Here is a 15,636-nt window from a genome sequence, read left to right on the forward strand (position 1 = left end):
AGAGATAATGTCAGTTTGCTGACCATGCGTGGGATTATGTTGCCGGATGCGGCGTGAATGCCTTCTCCGGCAGGTAAAAATGTTAAACGATGCGGCAGGCGTCGGCTTCCCAGCGGTAACCGACGCCGTAAACGGCACGGATAAAGGACTGTTCGGCGTCGAGAGATTCCAGCTTGCGGCGCAGGTTTTTAATGTGGCTGTCGATGGTGCGGTCGGTTACTACGCGGTAGTCGTCATAAAGATGATTGAGCAATTGCTCGCGGGAGAACACTTTTCCTGGTTCATGAGAGAGCGTTTTCAGCAGACGAAATTCCGCAGGCGTCAGGTCAAGCATTTTACCGCGCCATGAAGCCTGAAAACGACCTTCGTCGATAATCAACGGGCTTTCAGCATCCTGTTGCTGCAACTCACGCTGCGGTTTGCAACGGCGCAAAATGGTTTTGACGCGCGCTACCACTTCCCGTGGGCTGTACGGCTTACAGATATAATCATCTGCGCCAATCTCCAGTCCGAGCAGGCGGTCGATCTCTTCTATTTTTGCCGTCACCATCACGATAGGAATGTCAGAAAAACGACGAATTTCTCGGCACAGCGTCAAGCCATCGGTGCCAGGGAGCATCAGATCCAACAGGATCAGATCCGGTGGTGTCTGGCGCACATACGGCAGTACCTGATCGCCGTGGCTGATAAGCGTCGGCGCATAGCTCGCAGCACGCAGATAATCAATGAGCAACTGTCCCAGCTTCGGTTCATCTTCCACGATCAAAATACGCGGTGTGTTTTCGTCGATTGGTAACTCGGTCATACTTCTCTCTGTAAATCCCGTTCCAGCGGTAACTCTACTGTAATGCTTACCCCGCCAAAAGGCGAATGGGCAGCAATAATGCGGCCATTATGTGCTTCAACAATGTTCAGGCAAATCGCCAGCCCCAGCCCGGAACCGCCGCTGGCTCGGTTGCGGGAACCTTCGGTGCGATAAAAACGTTCAAACAATTTTTGTAGCTGATCGTCACTGACGCCCGGCGCGCTGTCGGCAAAGGTCAGTCGCACCGTTTTGTCGTGCTGCTCGGCAGAGATTTTCAGGCTGCCGCCGCTGTCAGTGTAGCGCAGGCTGTTTTCAAGTAAGTTATTGAATAACTGCATTAAACGGTCGCGATCGCCAAATACGGTAATACTGTCTGGCAGGGAAAATTGCAGTTTCAGGCCACGGCTGGCAAATCGTTCGCGAAATGCGCCGCCCGCCACTTCCAGCAGTGGGATCAAATCTACCGGTGCTTTTTGATAGGCGAGAGCGCCTTCATCAGACATCGACAACTGATGAAGATCGTCAACCAGTTTGGTCAGTGTACCGACCTCCGCCTGTAAAGACGCCACCGTCTCCGGCGTGAATTTGCGCACGCCATCCTGAATGGCTTCCAGTTCACCGCGCAGCACCGCTAATGGCGTACGCAGTTCGTGAGAAATATCGGCCATAAAATCGCGCCGCATTTGCTGGTTTTTCTCCAGCGTGCTGGCGAGCTGGTTGAAGTCCTGCGCCAGTTTGCCCAGTTCATCTTCACTGGTGGGCGTCACGCGGGTTGTGAAATCGCCCGCCGCCAGTTTGTGCGTGCCGTCCACCAGCCGTTTGACCGGGGCCAACAGACCACGCGCCAGCAGAAAGGTGGCGAGCGCCGCGAGTAACGTTGCCAGGGCGACAATCAGCCAGCTGGTTTGCCGCTGTTGTTTATCGAAATTGATATCAGTATTGCGGGTCAGTCGCTCAACAGGGGAGGCAATCACCGCACCCACTTCCGCACCGTTGACCAGAATGGGTCGCCGTGTACCGTCAGGTGGAATCGGCGCTCGCGGACCAACCAGCACTTTGTTGTTTTGATCGACCACCCAGAATTGAGTACGCCAGCCGTGCGGCGGCATACCCGGGCCGGGTTTATCTTCCGAATTATCGTGTTCAAATGAACGCAAGATCTGAAAGACAAAGCGATCGTTGTTGCGCAGGAAGCGCCAGTTGCCATGCTGCGCATACTGCTCGCCAAGCGCATCACTTAACAGCTGTAATCGCTGTTCATTGCCGTGTTTGATGTAATCAATAAAGCCACGCTCAAAACTGATACGCACCGCCCAGTGCATACTGATCAGCAAGACAATGCAGGTGGCGAAAATCGCCAGAAACAGTTTGCCGGTAATACCGGGTCGCCAGAACTTCATTGCGCGCTCCTTTTTCGCCGCGAAATAGCTACATTTTGATGCGTATCGTTCGGCACTCTGGCAAAGATGAACGCCGGAAGGGCGATGATAAACGCCATGCTAAGCCAGGTGTACATAAAGACGGTTTGTGTGGTGCCGCTGTCGACGCTGACATGCTGCGAACCAAAAAGCCCCAGCAACAGCCCGGCGATGGTGACGCCGATACTCATCGACAATTGCATAATCATCGACAGCAGGCTGTTTCCGCTGCTCGCCAGATTGTCCGGGAGATCTTTCAGCGTCAGGGTGTTCATGGAGGAGAAACGGGTCGAGTTGACCATCCCTTGTAAAAACAGGACGAACGGCAAAACGTAGTACCAGCCCAGCAGAGCAGTGGTCATAAACAACAGGGTGACCAGCGACAGACCCAGCGTGGTCGACACCAGTACCCGACGATAACCAAAGCGATTCACCACCTGTACCACAATTCGCTTCATTCCCATGCTGCCGAGTACCATCGGGATCATCATCAGTCCGGCATGAAACGGCGAGAAACCGAGGCCAATTTGCAGGAAAACCGGTGTCATAAAGGGCAACATGCCACTGCCAATACGTCCGGCAAAGCTCCCCGCCAGACCCAGCGAAAAGGTACGAGTGCGGAACAGTTTCAGACTGAACAGGGCGCGGTTGTTATTTCTGGCGTGCAGCAGATAAAGCACCAGTGCTACCACGCCAACAGCGACCAGGCCAGCAATCGCCAGCGGCGATAAACCTGTACCTTTACTGCCGTCCAGCGCCAGGGTTAATACCGCCATGCCAACCGCCAGCAATAAAAAGCCGGAGAGATCAAAGCGCCGCGTCTGCATGGTGTAGTTCGGCATTAACATCAGTGTGGCGATCGCGCCGATAATTCCCACCGGAATGTTGATCAAAAAGATCCAGTGCCACGATGCGTACTCCACCAGCAGACCGCCGAGCGCCGGACCCAGCAGCGGACCGACCTGACCGGGCAGTGTGACAAAGGTCATCGCCGCCATATACTGCTCGCGCGGTACGATTTTCATCACCGTCAACCTGCCGACCGGCACCATCATCGCACCGCCAACGCCCTGTAACGCGCGTGCCAGCAACAGTTCGTTCAGCGTGCCGGAAAGCGCGCAAAACAGTGAACCGAGAGTAAACAGCACGATGGCGGTAAAGAAAATATTGCGCACGCCGACTTTGTCCGCCAGCCAGCCGCTGGCGGGCAGCATCACCGCCACGGTCAGTACATAAGAGACAATGACCATGTGCATATGCAACGGACTTTCCCCGAGGCTTTGCGCCATTGAGGGAAGCGCGGTGTTTACGATGGTGGTGTCCAGCGACTGCATAAAGAAGCCGAAAGCCACAATCCACAATTGCCAGCGGGTGCTGTCGGGAAGATCTGTCATTTACTCGGTTACCGTTTGTTTAGGTTTACGCGAAAAACGCAGCCGCAGACGGTCGAAAAAGAGATACACCACCGGCGTGGTATACAGCGTCAGAAGCTGGCTCATTACCAGACCGCCGACAATGGTGATCCCCAAGGGTTGGCGCAGCTCCGAGCCGTCACCGCCCGACAATACCAGCGGCAGCGCGCCAAACAGCGCCGCCAGGGTAGTCATCATAATCGGGCGAAAACGCAGCAGACAGGCCTGGAAAATAGCTTCCTGCGGCGTCAGGTTACCGTGCCGTTGGGCTTCAAGCGCAAAATCGACCATCATAATGGCGTTTTTCTTCACGATGCCGATTAATAGCATGATCCCTATCAGGGCGATTAGGCTGAACGGGGCATTGAACAGCTCCAGCGCCAACAGCGCTCCAACGCCCGCCGAGGGCAGGGTGGAGAGAATCGTCAGCGGATGTACGTAACTCTCGTAAAGGATACCCAGCACGATATACACCGTGGCGATGGCGGCGATAATCAGGATCACCTGCGAGTTCATCGTCTCCTGGAACACCTGCGCCGTGCCGGCAAAACTACCGCGCACCGTCGAAGGCACACCAAGCTGGGTCATTGCGCGATCGATCGCCGCACTGGCGTCCGAGAGCGATTTCCCGGTCGGCAGGTTGAACGAGATGGTCGAGGCCGCCGATAATCCCTGATGATTCACCGATAGTGGGGCATTCGCCGGTTGCCATTTAGCGAAATACGACAGCGGGATCGCTTTTCCTTCGTTATTGATAACGAACATTTTTTCCAGCGCGCTGATGTCCTGGGTATAGCGCGGATCCACTTCCATTACCACTTTATACTGGTTCATCGGCTGGTAAATGGTCGAGATTTGCCGCTGACCGAAGGCGTTATTTAACAGGCTGTTGGCGGCCTGTACGTCGATTCCCAGCCGTGCCATGGTGTCGCGATCGTAAACCAGATTCATCTCCGCGCCGTTATCCTGCTGATCGGAGTTCACGTCCGCCAGTTCCGGCAACGTCGCCAGTTTTTTGCGGATTTTCGGCTCCCATTCGCGCAGTGCCGCCAGGTCGTCGGATAACAACGTGTACTGGTAGCTGGCGTTCGACTGACGCCCACCAACGCGAATATCCTGTACCGCCATCAGGAACAGATTCGCCCCCGGTTCTTTCGCCAGTTTTACGCGCAGACGGTCGATAATTTGCTGCGCCGTTTCGCTGCGTTCGTCGCGTGGCTTGAGGGTGATAAACATCATCCCACTGTTCACCCGCGAACCGCCGGTAAAGCCGGTGACATTATCCACCGCCGGATCGTCACGGATAATTTTCATAAAATCCTGCAACTTACCGCGCATCGCCTGAAACGAAATACTCTGATCCGCCTGTATCCCGCCCATCAACACGCCGGTGTCCTGCTCCGGGAAGAAGGTTTTCGGGATCGAGATATATAGCCAGATATTCAGCGCAATGGTGCCAAGCAGCACCACGCCCACCAGACGGGTATGATTGAGCACCCATTTCAGCGACTTGCCATAGCCTTGTTGCAGGGCTACCAACATGCGACCAAAACCACGCAGTCGCTTTTGCTCGCGCGGCTTGCTGGCTTTCAGCATCCAGCCACACATCATCGGCGTTAGCGTCAGGGAAACCAGCAACGAAATACCAATGGCGACAGAAAGCGTCACGGCAAACTCGCGTAACAGTCGGCCCGGCAATCCGCCCATCAACAGCAGCGGCAGGAACACCGCCACCAGTGACAGACTCATCGACAGCACCGTAAAACCGACTTCGCGAGTACCTTGCAGTGCGGCTTGCAACGGTTTCATTCCCGCTTCCAGATGACGTGCAATGTTTTCCAGCACCACGATGGCGTCATCCACCACGAAACCAGTAGCAATGGTGAGCGCCATTAACGAAAGATTATTGAGACTGAAACCGCACAGGTACATCGCCGCAAACGTACCAATCAGCGAAACCGGCACCGCAACGGCGGGAATAATAGTGGCGCGACCCGAGCGCAGGAATAAAAAGACCACCAGAATGACCAGCGCCACCGAGATAATCAGCGTTTGCTCGACTTCCTCCAGCGAGGCGCGAATAGTGGGGGAGCGATCCTGGGCAATTTGCAGATCAATCGCCGCCGGAATGGTCTCCTGCAACTCCGGTAATTTTGCCCGGATGCTGTCAACCGTCTGAATTATATTGGCTTCCGGCAGCTTGCGGATCATCAGCAAAATAGCCGGTTTGGCGTTGGTCATCCCGGCGTTGCGCACATCCTGCACTGAGTCGGTCACCGTCGCTACATCGCCCAGACGAACCGCGCCGCCGTTGTTGTAATGAATAATCAGCGGCTGATATTCAGCGGCGGTTTTCAGTTCATCGTTAGTCTGGATCTGCCAGCGGTGAGTGCCATCTTCCAGCGCCCCTTGCGGTTTACGCACGTTGGCATTGCTGATGGCAGTGCGTACGTCGTCCAGCGAGACGCCCTGATTAAACAGCGCCTGCGGGTTCAGCCCGACGCGCACCGCAGGTAGCGAGCTGCCGCCAACATCGACATCACCGACACCGTCGATTTGCGAAATCGTCGGAGCCAGCTGCGTCGAGGCAAAATCGTACAGTTCACCTTGCGAATAAGTATCGGATGTTAGCGTCAGGATCATAATTGGCGCATCCGACGGGTTCGCTTTGCGATAGGTCGGACGGCTGGGCATCCCGCTGGGCAGCAAACTTTGCGCGGCGTTGATCGCCGCTTGCACATCGCGCGCTGCGCCGTTGATATCGCGGTCAAAATCAAACTGCAAAATAATGCGCGTGCTGCCGAGCGAACTGCTGGAGGTCATTTCACTGACCCCGGCAATGCGCCCAAGCGAACGTTCCAGCGGCGTGGCAACGGAAGACGCCATTGTTTCTGGTGACGCACCGGGCAGCGAGGCGCTGACCATAATCACCGGAAAATCGACCTGCGGCAGTGGGGCGACCGGCAGCATACGGAAGCCCAGTATGCCGCACAGGGTAATGGCGACCGACAGTAAAATCGTCGCCACCGGGCGGTAAATGAAGAGGGCAAAAAACTTCACTTACGCCTCCTCTTCATGACGAGCAAAGCGGCTTTTGGTCCACAATGCCAGGCGGTCGAACAGCAAATAAATCACAGGCGTGGTAAACAGCGTCAGCACCTGGCTGACAATCAGACCGCCGACCATGCCGATACCTAACGGACGACGCAGTTCCGCGCCGACCCCGGTACTCAACATCAGCGGCAGTGCGCCAAGCAGAGCCGCCAGAGTGGTCATCAGGATCGGACGAAAACGCAACAGACAAGCCTGGTAGATTGCCTCGCGCGGCGACATGCCTTGCTCGCGCTCAGCAGCCAGCGCGAAGTCGATCATCATGATGGCGTTCTTCTTCACGATACCGATCAGCAAAATAATGCCGATAATCGCAATCACATCCAGCTCGCTACCGGCAATCATTAACGCCAGCAGTGCGCCGACCCCTGCGGTGGGTAGCGTCGAGAGAATGGTGATCGGGTGAATAAAGCTCTCGTACAGAATGCCGAGCACGATATACATCGCCACCACCGCCGCGACAATCAGCCAGACAGTGCTGCCCAATGCCGACTGGAAGGCGAGGGTGCTGCCCTGGAACTGCGTGGTGATATCCACCGGCAGATTCAGCGTCTTCTCTGTGTCCATAATCGCCTGCACCGCATCGCCCAGCGAATAGTTATCCGGCACGTTAAAGGAGATAGTCGTTACCGGGAACTGATCCAGATGGTTGATGGAGAGCGGCGCAAAACGCTGCTCAATTTTGGCAATTGAGCTTAGCGGCACCACGCCGCCGTCGCTGCTGGTCAGGCGAATGGTATCCAGCGCCGCGAGGCCTGGGGTATTTTCAGTGTTGTGTTCCAGCACCACGCGATACTGGTTAGCCTGAGTATAAATAGTGGAAATCAGCCGCTGACCAAACGCGTTGTACAGGGCGTTATCGACGTCCGCCATGCTGATCCCCAGACGGCTGGCGCTGTCGCGATCAACATTGACATACGCCACCAGCCCTTGATCCTGCCAGTCGCTGGAGACATCAGAAAGCTGTGGCAGTTGCTGGAGTTTTTCCATCAACTGTGGCACCCAGGTACTGAGCGCATCCAGTGACGTGGCCTGCAAGGTAAACTGGTACTGGGTGCGGCTGACCTGAGTATCGATGGTCAGGTCCTGCGTTGGTTGCAGGAAGAGATCGACGCCCGGCACTTTATCCACCGCCGTTTGCAGACGGGCGATGACTTTTTGCACCCGATCATCACGTTCATCCAACGGTTTGAGGTTGATCTGCAAACGCGCACTGTTCAGCGACGGGTTAGTGCCATCAACGCCAACAAATGAGGTCAGACTTTGCACTGCCGGATCCTGCAAAATCACATCCGCGACCTGGCGTTGCCGCTGGGCCATATTGGTAAAGGAGCTGGATTGCGGTGCCTGCAAAGTGCCCTGAATAATGCCGTTGTCCTGTACCGGGAAGAAACCTTTCGGAATGAACACCCACAACAGCACGCTAAGCAGCAGCGTGCTGAGCGCCACGCTTAAGGTCAGCCACGGATGATTCAGCACTTTCGCAAGTCCCTGACCATAGGCGGCGATTATCCTGTCGAACATTTTCTCCGAGGCTCGGGAGAAGCGATTCTGTTTACGCAGCGACTCCTGGCTGAGCATCCGCGCGCACATCATCGGCGTCAGAGTCAGCGACACCACGGCTGAGATCAAAATCGCGACTGCCAGAGTAATTGCAAATTCGCGGAACAGTCGCCCGACGATATCGCCCATAAATAGCAGTGGGATCAACACTGCAATCAGCGAGAAGGTCAGCGAGATAATGGTAAAACCGATTTCACCTGCGCCTTTGAGCGCCGCCGCCAGCGGTTTTTCGCCTTTTTCGATATAGCGCGAAATGTTCTCGATCACCACGATGGCGTCATCGACCACGAATCCGGTGGCGATAGTTAACGCCATCAGCGTCAGGTTATTGATCGAAAAATCGAGAAACACCATGACTGCGAAGGTGCCGATTAACGACAGCGGCACTGCGACGCCAGGAATAATGGTCGCCGGAATATTGCGCAAAAACAGGTAGATAATCATGACTACCAGCGCGATAGCCATCATCAGTTCAAACTGGGTATCGTCGACCGATGCGCGGATGTTGGTGGTGCGGTCAGAAAGCACCGTCACTTTTACCGATTTCGGCAAACTCTCGGTGAGTTGTGGCAGCATCTGCCGGATGCTGTCGGCGGTGGAGATAATGTTAGCACCGGGCTGGCGCTGAACATTCATCACAATGGCCTGTTCTTTGTTCGCCCACGCGCCGAGCCAGCTGTTTTCTGCTCCTTGCTCTACGGTTGCGACATCGCCCAGACGAATCGGCGCGCCGTTCTGGTAGGCGATGATCAGCTGGCGATACTCTTCGGCGGATTGCATCTGGTCGTTCGCGGAAAGTGTGACCGCACGGGAAGGGCCGTCGAGGCTACCTTTTGCCGAGTTAACGTTAGCGCCGGTAATAGCGGTGCGCACGGTTTCGCTGGTCAGGCCGAGGGCGGCAATCGCCTGGGCGTTAAGTTTGACGCGAACAGCCGGACGCTGGCCGCCGGAAAGCGTCACCAGGCCGACGCCGGAAATCTGCGAGATTTTTTGCGCGACGCGGGTTTCCACCATATCTTCCACTTGCGTCATCGGCATGGCGGTTGAGGTGACAGCGAGCGTCATGATTGGCGGATCTGCCGGGTTCACTTTGCTGTAAACCGGCGGGTTAGGCAGATCGCTCGGTAGCAGGTTGGTCGCAGCGTTAATCGCGGCCTGCACTTCCTGCTCGGCGACATCCAGCGGTAATGTTAGCTGGAACTGCAAAGTGATAACTGACGCACCGCCGGAACTTTGCGACGACATCTGTTTCAGGCCGGACATCTGCCCGAACTGGCGTTCGAGCGGCGCGGTAACGGCAGAGGTCATGACATCCGGGCTGGCACCTGGGTAGAGGGTGACCACCTGAATGGTTGGATAGTCCACTTCCGGCAGCGCCGAAACGGGCAGGGCACGATAACCGATAATCCCGGCGAGTAAGATCGCCACCATCAGCAGCGTGGTGGCGACAGGACGCATAATAAACAGGCGCGATGGGCCGCCTGTGCTGCTCGGGGGTAACACCTGCATCAGGAGCGTGCTCCTTTTTTCGCGTATTCGCGGCTGGTGGCTTTCTCTTCCGGAGTGGTGGCGCTCTGGGCTTCCACTACTTCCACTTTCGCCCCTTCGGTCAGGCGATCAATGCCGTCTGTCACTACGCGGTCGCCCGCAGAAATACCTGCGCGGATCACCACTTTCTGACTGTCCTGAATGCCCGGCGTCACCAGATGTTTGCTGACCTTGTTTTCGCTATTCAGCACCCAGACAAAATGGCCTTCATTGCCCATTTGCAGGGCGGCGGTGGGGATCACCACGGCGTTTTGTTCGGTGTCGACTAACATACGCGCGTTAACAAACTGATTGGGAAACAGTGCATCATCCTGATTATTAAAGCGTGCTTTCACTTTAATCGTACCGGTAGTGGCATCGATTTGGTTATCGAGACTTAACAGCGTGCCTTCACTTAATTTCTTCGAGTTGGTGCGATCCCAGGCTTCAACAACCAGCGGTTTTCCGGCTTTTTGCGCCTGTACTACGGTAGTGATATCGCTTTCCGGCAGGGTAAAGAGCAAATCGATAGGATGCGTCTGGGTGATCACCACAATCCCGGTGGTATCACCACTGGAGATTTGGTTACCAACATCAACCTGCTTGAGACCAACGCGACCATCGACTGGTGCGGTAATACGGCTCCAGTCGAGCTGCAGCTGCGCGCTGGCGACGCTTGCTTCATCAGCCTTAATGGTGCCTTCGGTTTCACTGACCAGCGCTTGTTGGGCATCCAGTTCCTGACGAGATACGAGATTGGTTTTTGCCAGTTGCTGATAACGCGCCAGGTCACGGCGGGCGTTGGCAAGCGTGGCTTTATCTTTTGCCAGTTGGCCCTGGGCTTGTGCTAATGCAACTTTGAACTGGCTTGGGTCAATTTCTGCCAGTAAATCGCCTGCTTTGACCTGCTGGCCTTCCTGGAAATGTAACGCTATCAGTTGGCCGTCCACGCGGCTGCGCACCGTAACGGTATTAGCGGCGGTAATGGTGCCAAGCCCGGTGAGGTAACGCGGAACTGCCTGTTCTACGGCGGTCGCCGCCTGAACCGGGGCTAATGGGCCGGAACGCATACCACGGCGACCACCCGCTGGCGATTGCTGCGCTTGTTTCGTCGCCCCTGGGGCTGCACTCCGGGAGTCATTGCGGCCTTGCCAAAACCAGAATGCGGCGATGGCGGCGATAACCACCACGATTACGATTACCCAAAGGGATTTATAACTACCTTTCATCGTTAAGAGTTTCTCTTCCTGAAACGTTTCGCGGAATGATACTAGTGTAGCCAGCCAATAAGGGAGAAAAATGGAGGAATTATGAAACACTATCGGGAATCGTCTGAATGGCGGGCACATTTGCGAGCACGCATCCAGTAATAACACAGGAAACTATTTTATCTACGCGTTAGCGATAGACTGCTTGCATGGCGAAAGGAGGTAAGCCGACGATTTCAGCGGGACGCTGAAACGGGAAAGCCCCTCCCGAGGAAGGGGCCATAAATAAGGAAAGGGTCATGATGAAGTTAGTCATCATCGTGGTGCTCTTAGTGATTAGCTACCCAGCATACTAAGACTACCAAGGCGGGGGAAACCCCGCTCTACCCTCACTCCTGAAAGTATGCCTTCACGATAAGATTGTCAATCTGCAGGCTTTGCAGTCTGCGATCCTGCCAGCAAATATTCTTTGCGAGACGTTACGCAATAATCACACTGGAAACTATTTTATCCGCAAGTCAGCGATAGACTGCATACAGGGCGAAAGGAGGTAAGTCGACGATTTCAGCGGGACGCTGAAACGGGAAAGCCCCTCCCGAGGAAGGGGCCTTAAATAAGGAAAGGGTCATGATGAAGCTACTCATCATCGTGGTGCTCTTAGTCATAAGCTTCCCCGCTTACTAAGACTACCAGGGCGGGGGAAACCCCGCTCTACCCTCACTCCTGAAATTATGCCTTCACGATAAGATTGTCAATCTGCAGGCTTTGCAGTCTGCGATCCTGCCAGCAAATATTCTTTGCGAGTCGTTACGCAATAATCACAGAGGAAACTATTTTGTTCACGCGTTAGCGATAGACTGCATTCAGGGCGAAAGGAGGTAAGCCGACGATTTCAGCGGGACGCTGAAACGGGAAACCCTCTCCCGGAGAAGAGGGCTTTTAATAAGGAAAGGGTTATGATGAAGCACGTCATCATACTGGTGATACTCTTAGTGATTAGCTTCCAGGCTTACTAAGAACACCAGGGGGAGGGGGAAACCTCTCCCTAACCCTCACTCCTGAAATTATGTCACTCCGCCCTTAGTGTCAATCGACGGCTCTCCGTTCTTGCGAGGCGAATAGCAAAATTTTCTGCGCCGCCGGGCCTAATTCTGAAAGTTGCTTTGCCTGCTCATATTTCATTGTTGCAGTCGGTATGATACCGGACCTCAATAATTCTCTAAGAAAGGATTTCTTATGAGCGAACAAATCACGTTTGCCACCAGCGATTTTGCCAGTAACCCGGAACCACGTTGCCCCTGCATTTTGCTGCTGGATGTTTCTGGTTCTATGAACGGTAGACCCATTAATGAACTTAACGCCGGATTGGTTACCTTTCGCGATGAGCTGCTTGCCGATTCGCTGGCCTTAAAAAGAGTGGAACTCGGTATTGTGACGTTCGGCCCGGTGCATGTGGAACAACCCTTTACCAGCGCCGCTAATTTTTTCCCGCCCATCCTGTTTGCCCAGGGCGATACACCAATGGGGGCCGCCATTACCAAAGCCCTGGATATGGTTGAGGAGCGCAAACGTGAGTATCGCGCCAATGGTATTTCCTATTATCGCCCGTGGATTTTCCTGATCACCGATGGCGCTCCAACCGATGAGTGGCAGGCTGCCGCCAACAAAGTGTTTCAGGGGGAAGAAGATAAGAAGTTTGCCTTCTTTTCCATCGGTGTTCAGGGGGCGGATATGAAGACTTTGGCACAAATCAGCGTTTGTCAGCCTTTGCCACTGCAGGGATTACAATTCCGTGAACTGTTTAGCTGGTTATCCAGTTCGCTGCGTTCGGTTTCCCGCTCCACGCCGGGAACGGAAGTTGTGCTGGAAGCGCCAAAAGGCTGGACGTCAGTGTGAGCTGGCGTCTGGTCTATGCATCAACCGTTGGAACGTCGCACATCAGCGCGGACTTGCCTTGCCAGGATGCCTGCCAGATGCAGGTTGCCTGGTTAAATGACCAGCAGCCATTATTGTCGGTATTTGTCGCTGATGGCGCAGGCAGCGTCTCGCAGGGTGGCGAAGGTGCGATGCTCGCCGTCAATGAAGCGATGGCTTATATGTCGCAAAAAGTGCAGGGCGGGGAATTGGGGCTTAATGATGTCCTCGCAACGGACATTGTGCTGACCATTCGTCAGCGACTTTTTGCCGAGGCGGAAGCCAAAGAATTAGCGGTTCGCGATTTTGCCTGCACGTTTTTGGGATTGATTTCATCAGCTAATGGCACCTTGATTATGCAGATTGGCGATGGCGGCGTGGTGGTAGATTTGGGTCACGGTCTGCAATTGCCTCTCACGCCGATGGTGGGTGAATATGCCAACATGACGCACTTCATTACCGATGACGATGCTGTTTCCAGACTGGAAACTTACACCAGTACTGAGCGTGCGCATAAAGTTGCAGCATTTACGGATGGTATTCAGCGGCTGGCGTTAAATATGTTGAATAATTCTCCGCATGTGCCTTTTTTTACCCCGTTTTTCAATGGACTGGCGTCAGCAACGCAGGAACAACTCGATTTATTACCTGAATTGTTAAAGCAGTTTTTGTCCAGCCCGGCGGTAAACGAGCGTACCGATGATGATAAAACGTTGGCACTGGCGCTGTGGTTACCATGAAACCCACTTTATATACTGCTACTGGTGAGTGCGTTACGCCAGGCCGTGAACTGGGCAAAGGCGGTGAAGGTGCGGTTTATGATATCGAGGAGTTTGTCGATAGCGTCGCCAAGATTTATCACACGCCGCCACCCGCCTTAAAACAGGACAAACTTGCCTTTATGGCTGCGACAGCTGACGCGCAGTTGTTGAATTATGTCGCCTGGCCGCAGTCAACACTTCACGGTGGACGAGGCGGAAAAGTTATCGGTTTTATGATGCCAAAAGTTTCTGGTAAAGAACCGATTCATATGATCTATAGCCCGGCACATCGTCGCCAGAGTTACCCTCATTGTGCGTGGGATTTTCTACTCTATGTTGCGCGTAATATTGCTTCATCTTTTGCTACGATTCACGAGCACGGGCACGTCGTGGGTGACGTAAACCAGAACAGCTTTATGGTAGGCCGTGACAGCAAAGTGGTGTTGATTGATAGCGACTCCTTTCAGATTAACGCCAATGGCACACTGCATTTATGCGAAGTCGGCGTGTCGCATTTTACGCCGCCAGAGCTGCAAACCTTGCCATCATTTGTCGGCTTTGAACGCACCGCGAATCACGATAATTTTGGCCTTGCGTTGCTGATTTTTCACGTCTTGTTCGGTGGTCGGCATCCTTATTCCGGTGTACCGCTTATCTCTGATGCGGGTAATGCGCTGGAGACGGATATTGCCCATTTCCGTTATACCTACGCGTCAGATAATCAGCGACGTGGTTTAAAACCGCCGCCACGATCTATTCCGCTGTCGATGTTACCGGGTGATGTTGAAGCCATGTTTCAGCAGGCATTCACGGAAAGTGGCATGGCAACCGGGCGTCCGACGGCAAAAGCGTGGGTAGCGGCACTTGATTTACTACGCCAACAGTTAAAGAAATGTACCGTTTCGGCAATGCATGTTTACCCCGGTCATTTGACTGACTGCCCGTGGTGTACGCTGGATAATCAAGGCGTTATCTATTTTATTGATCTCGGCGAAGAGGTCATTACCACCAGCGGTGATTTTGTGCTGGCGAAAGTCTGGGCGATGGTGATGGCGTCAGTAGCACCACCAGCATTGCAACTGCCATTACCCGATCATTTTCAACCGACTGGCAGGCCGCTTCCTTTAGGCCTTTTAAGGCGTGAATACATCATTCTGATTGAGATCGCACTGTCAGCGTTATCGCTGTTGCTTTGCGGCCTTCAGACAGAACCGCGTTATATTATTTTGGTTCCTGTGCTGTCGGCTATATGGATTATTGGCAGCCTGACAAGCAAAGCGTACAAAGCAGAAATCCAGCAACGCCGTGAGGCGTTTAATCGCGCGAAAATGGACTATGACCATTTAGTCAGCCAGATCCAACAGTTGGGCGGGCTGGAAGGTTTTATAGCCAAACGGACGATGCTCGAAAAAATGAAGGACGAAATTCTTGGGTTACCGGAAGAAGAAAAGCGCGATCTGGCAGCACTTCAGGACACCGCAAGGGAACGGCAGAAGCAGAAGTTTCTGGAGGGATTTTTTATTGATGTTGCCTCTATTCCCGGCGTTGGCCCTGCGCGTAAAGTGGCGTTACGGTCCTTTGGTATTGAAACGGCGGCAGACGTTACCCGACGGAGCGTTAAGCAAGTTAGAGGTTTTGGTGATCATCTGACCCAGGCAGTTATCGACTGGAAAGCAAGTTGCGAACGCCGTTTTGTGTTCAGGCCGAATGAAGCGGTAACGCCAGTAGACAGACAAGCGGTAATGGCGAAAATGACCGCCAAACGACATCAGCTGGAATCGGCGCTGACTGTCGGTGCGACAGAGTTGCAGCGATTCCGCCTTCATGCTCCAGCACGGACCATGCCGTTGATGGAACCGTTACGTCAGGCGGCAGAAAAACTGGCTCAGGCGCAGGCTGATTTAAGCTGTTGCTGAG

Annotated in this window: 12 protein-coding genes; 6 read left to right on the forward strand and 6 right to left on the reverse strand. The window is 54.2% G+C overall.

The window, feature by feature from the left end; all coding sequences use genetic code 11:
• Nucleotides 1-82 precede the first annotated feature (82 nt).
• The 6 genes from baeR to mdtA are packed head-to-tail and all read right to left on the reverse strand — an operon-like array spanning nucleotide 83 to nucleotide 11,065.
• Nucleotides 83-805: a two-component system response regulator BaeR gene (gene baeR / locus ACJHYD_RS02675; RefSeq protein ID WP_000137877.1), complete on the reverse strand. Its 723-nt coding sequence runs from the start codon at nucleotides 803-805 to the stop codon at nucleotides 83-85.
• A complete protein-coding gene (gene baeS / locus ACJHYD_RS02680) occupies nucleotides 802-2,205 on the reverse strand; it encodes a two-component system sensor histidine kinase BaeS (RefSeq protein WP_000675144.1) in 1,404 nt (467 codons plus the stop codon). Before baeS ends, baeR begins: the two co-directional genes overlap by 4 nt.
• Nucleotides 2,202-3,617, reverse strand: a complete 1,416-nt coding sequence (locus tag ACJHYD_RS02685) for an MFS transporter (protein WP_001551327.1) — start codon at nucleotides 3,615-3,617, stop codon at nucleotides 2,202-2,204. The genes baeS and ACJHYD_RS02685 overlap by 4 nt, the downstream gene beginning before the upstream one ends.
• Nucleotides 3,618-6,695 (reverse strand): multidrug efflux RND transporter permease subunit MdtC, encoded by a 3,078-nt coding sequence (gene mdtC, locus ACJHYD_RS02690; protein WP_000667531.1) that lies wholly within the window; start codon nucleotides 6,693-6,695, stop codon nucleotides 3,618-3,620.
• Nucleotides 6,696-9,818, reverse strand: a complete 3,123-nt coding sequence (mdtB, locus tag ACJHYD_RS02695) for a multidrug efflux RND transporter permease subunit MdtB (RefSeq protein ID WP_001551326.1) — start codon at nucleotides 9,816-9,818, stop codon at nucleotides 6,696-6,698.
• Complete coding sequence (gene mdtA, locus ACJHYD_RS02700) at nucleotides 9,818-11,065, reverse strand: multidrug efflux RND transporter subunit MdtA (RefSeq protein WP_001551325.1); 1,248 nt, start codon at nucleotides 11,063-11,065, stop codon at nucleotides 9,818-9,820. The genes mdtB and mdtA overlap by 1 nt, the downstream gene beginning before the upstream one ends.
• A 278-nt stretch (nucleotides 11,066-11,343) precedes the next feature.
• Here mdtA and ACJHYD_RS02705 point away from each other — a divergent pair, with 278 nt between their 5' ends.
• From ACJHYD_RS02705 to yegI, 6 genes are all read left to right on the forward strand, one after another.
• Nucleotides 11,344-11,400, forward strand: coding sequence for a type I toxin-antitoxin system Ibs family toxin (locus ACJHYD_RS02705; RefSeq protein WP_101685758.1), 57 nt, complete (start codon nucleotides 11,344-11,346; stop codon nucleotides 11,398-11,400).
• A gap of 271 nt (nucleotides 11,401-11,671) precedes the next feature.
• Nucleotides 11,672-11,728, forward strand: coding sequence for a type I toxin-antitoxin system Ibs family toxin (locus ACJHYD_RS02710; protein WP_001386899.1), 57 nt, complete (start codon nucleotides 11,672-11,674; stop codon nucleotides 11,726-11,728).
• A 272-nt stretch (nucleotides 11,729-12,000) separates the two neighbouring features.
• Nucleotides 12,001-12,060, forward strand: coding sequence for a type I toxin-antitoxin system toxin IbsA (ibsA, locus tag ACJHYD_RS02715; protein ID WP_010723109.1), 60 nt, complete (start codon nucleotides 12,001-12,003; stop codon nucleotides 12,058-12,060).
• Nucleotides 12,061-12,280: 220 nt separating this feature from the next.
• Entirely contained in the window at nucleotides 12,281-12,940 is a 660-nt protein-coding gene (locus ACJHYD_RS02720; protein ID WP_001551323.1) for a vWA domain-containing protein, read from the forward strand.
• Entirely contained in the window at nucleotides 12,937-13,698 is a 762-nt protein-coding gene (pphC, locus tag ACJHYD_RS02725) for a protein-serine/threonine phosphatase PphC (RefSeq protein WP_019842463.1), read from the forward strand. The genes ACJHYD_RS02720 and pphC overlap by 4 nt, the downstream gene beginning before the upstream one ends.
• Nucleotides 13,695-15,635 carry a protein kinase YegI gene (gene yegI, locus ACJHYD_RS02730; RefSeq protein WP_001551321.1) on the forward strand — a complete coding sequence of 647 codons (1,941 nt, stop codon included), beginning with the start codon at nucleotides 13,695-13,697 and terminating at the stop codon, nucleotides 15,633-15,635. The genes pphC and yegI overlap by 4 nt, the downstream gene beginning before the upstream one ends.
• Nucleotide 15,636: the final 1 nt, after the last annotated feature.

Source organism: Escherichia sp. WS1368, assembly GCF_046487485.1.
Taxonomy (GTDB): domain Bacteria; phylum Pseudomonadota; class Gammaproteobacteria; order Enterobacterales; family Enterobacteriaceae; genus Escherichia; species Escherichia coli.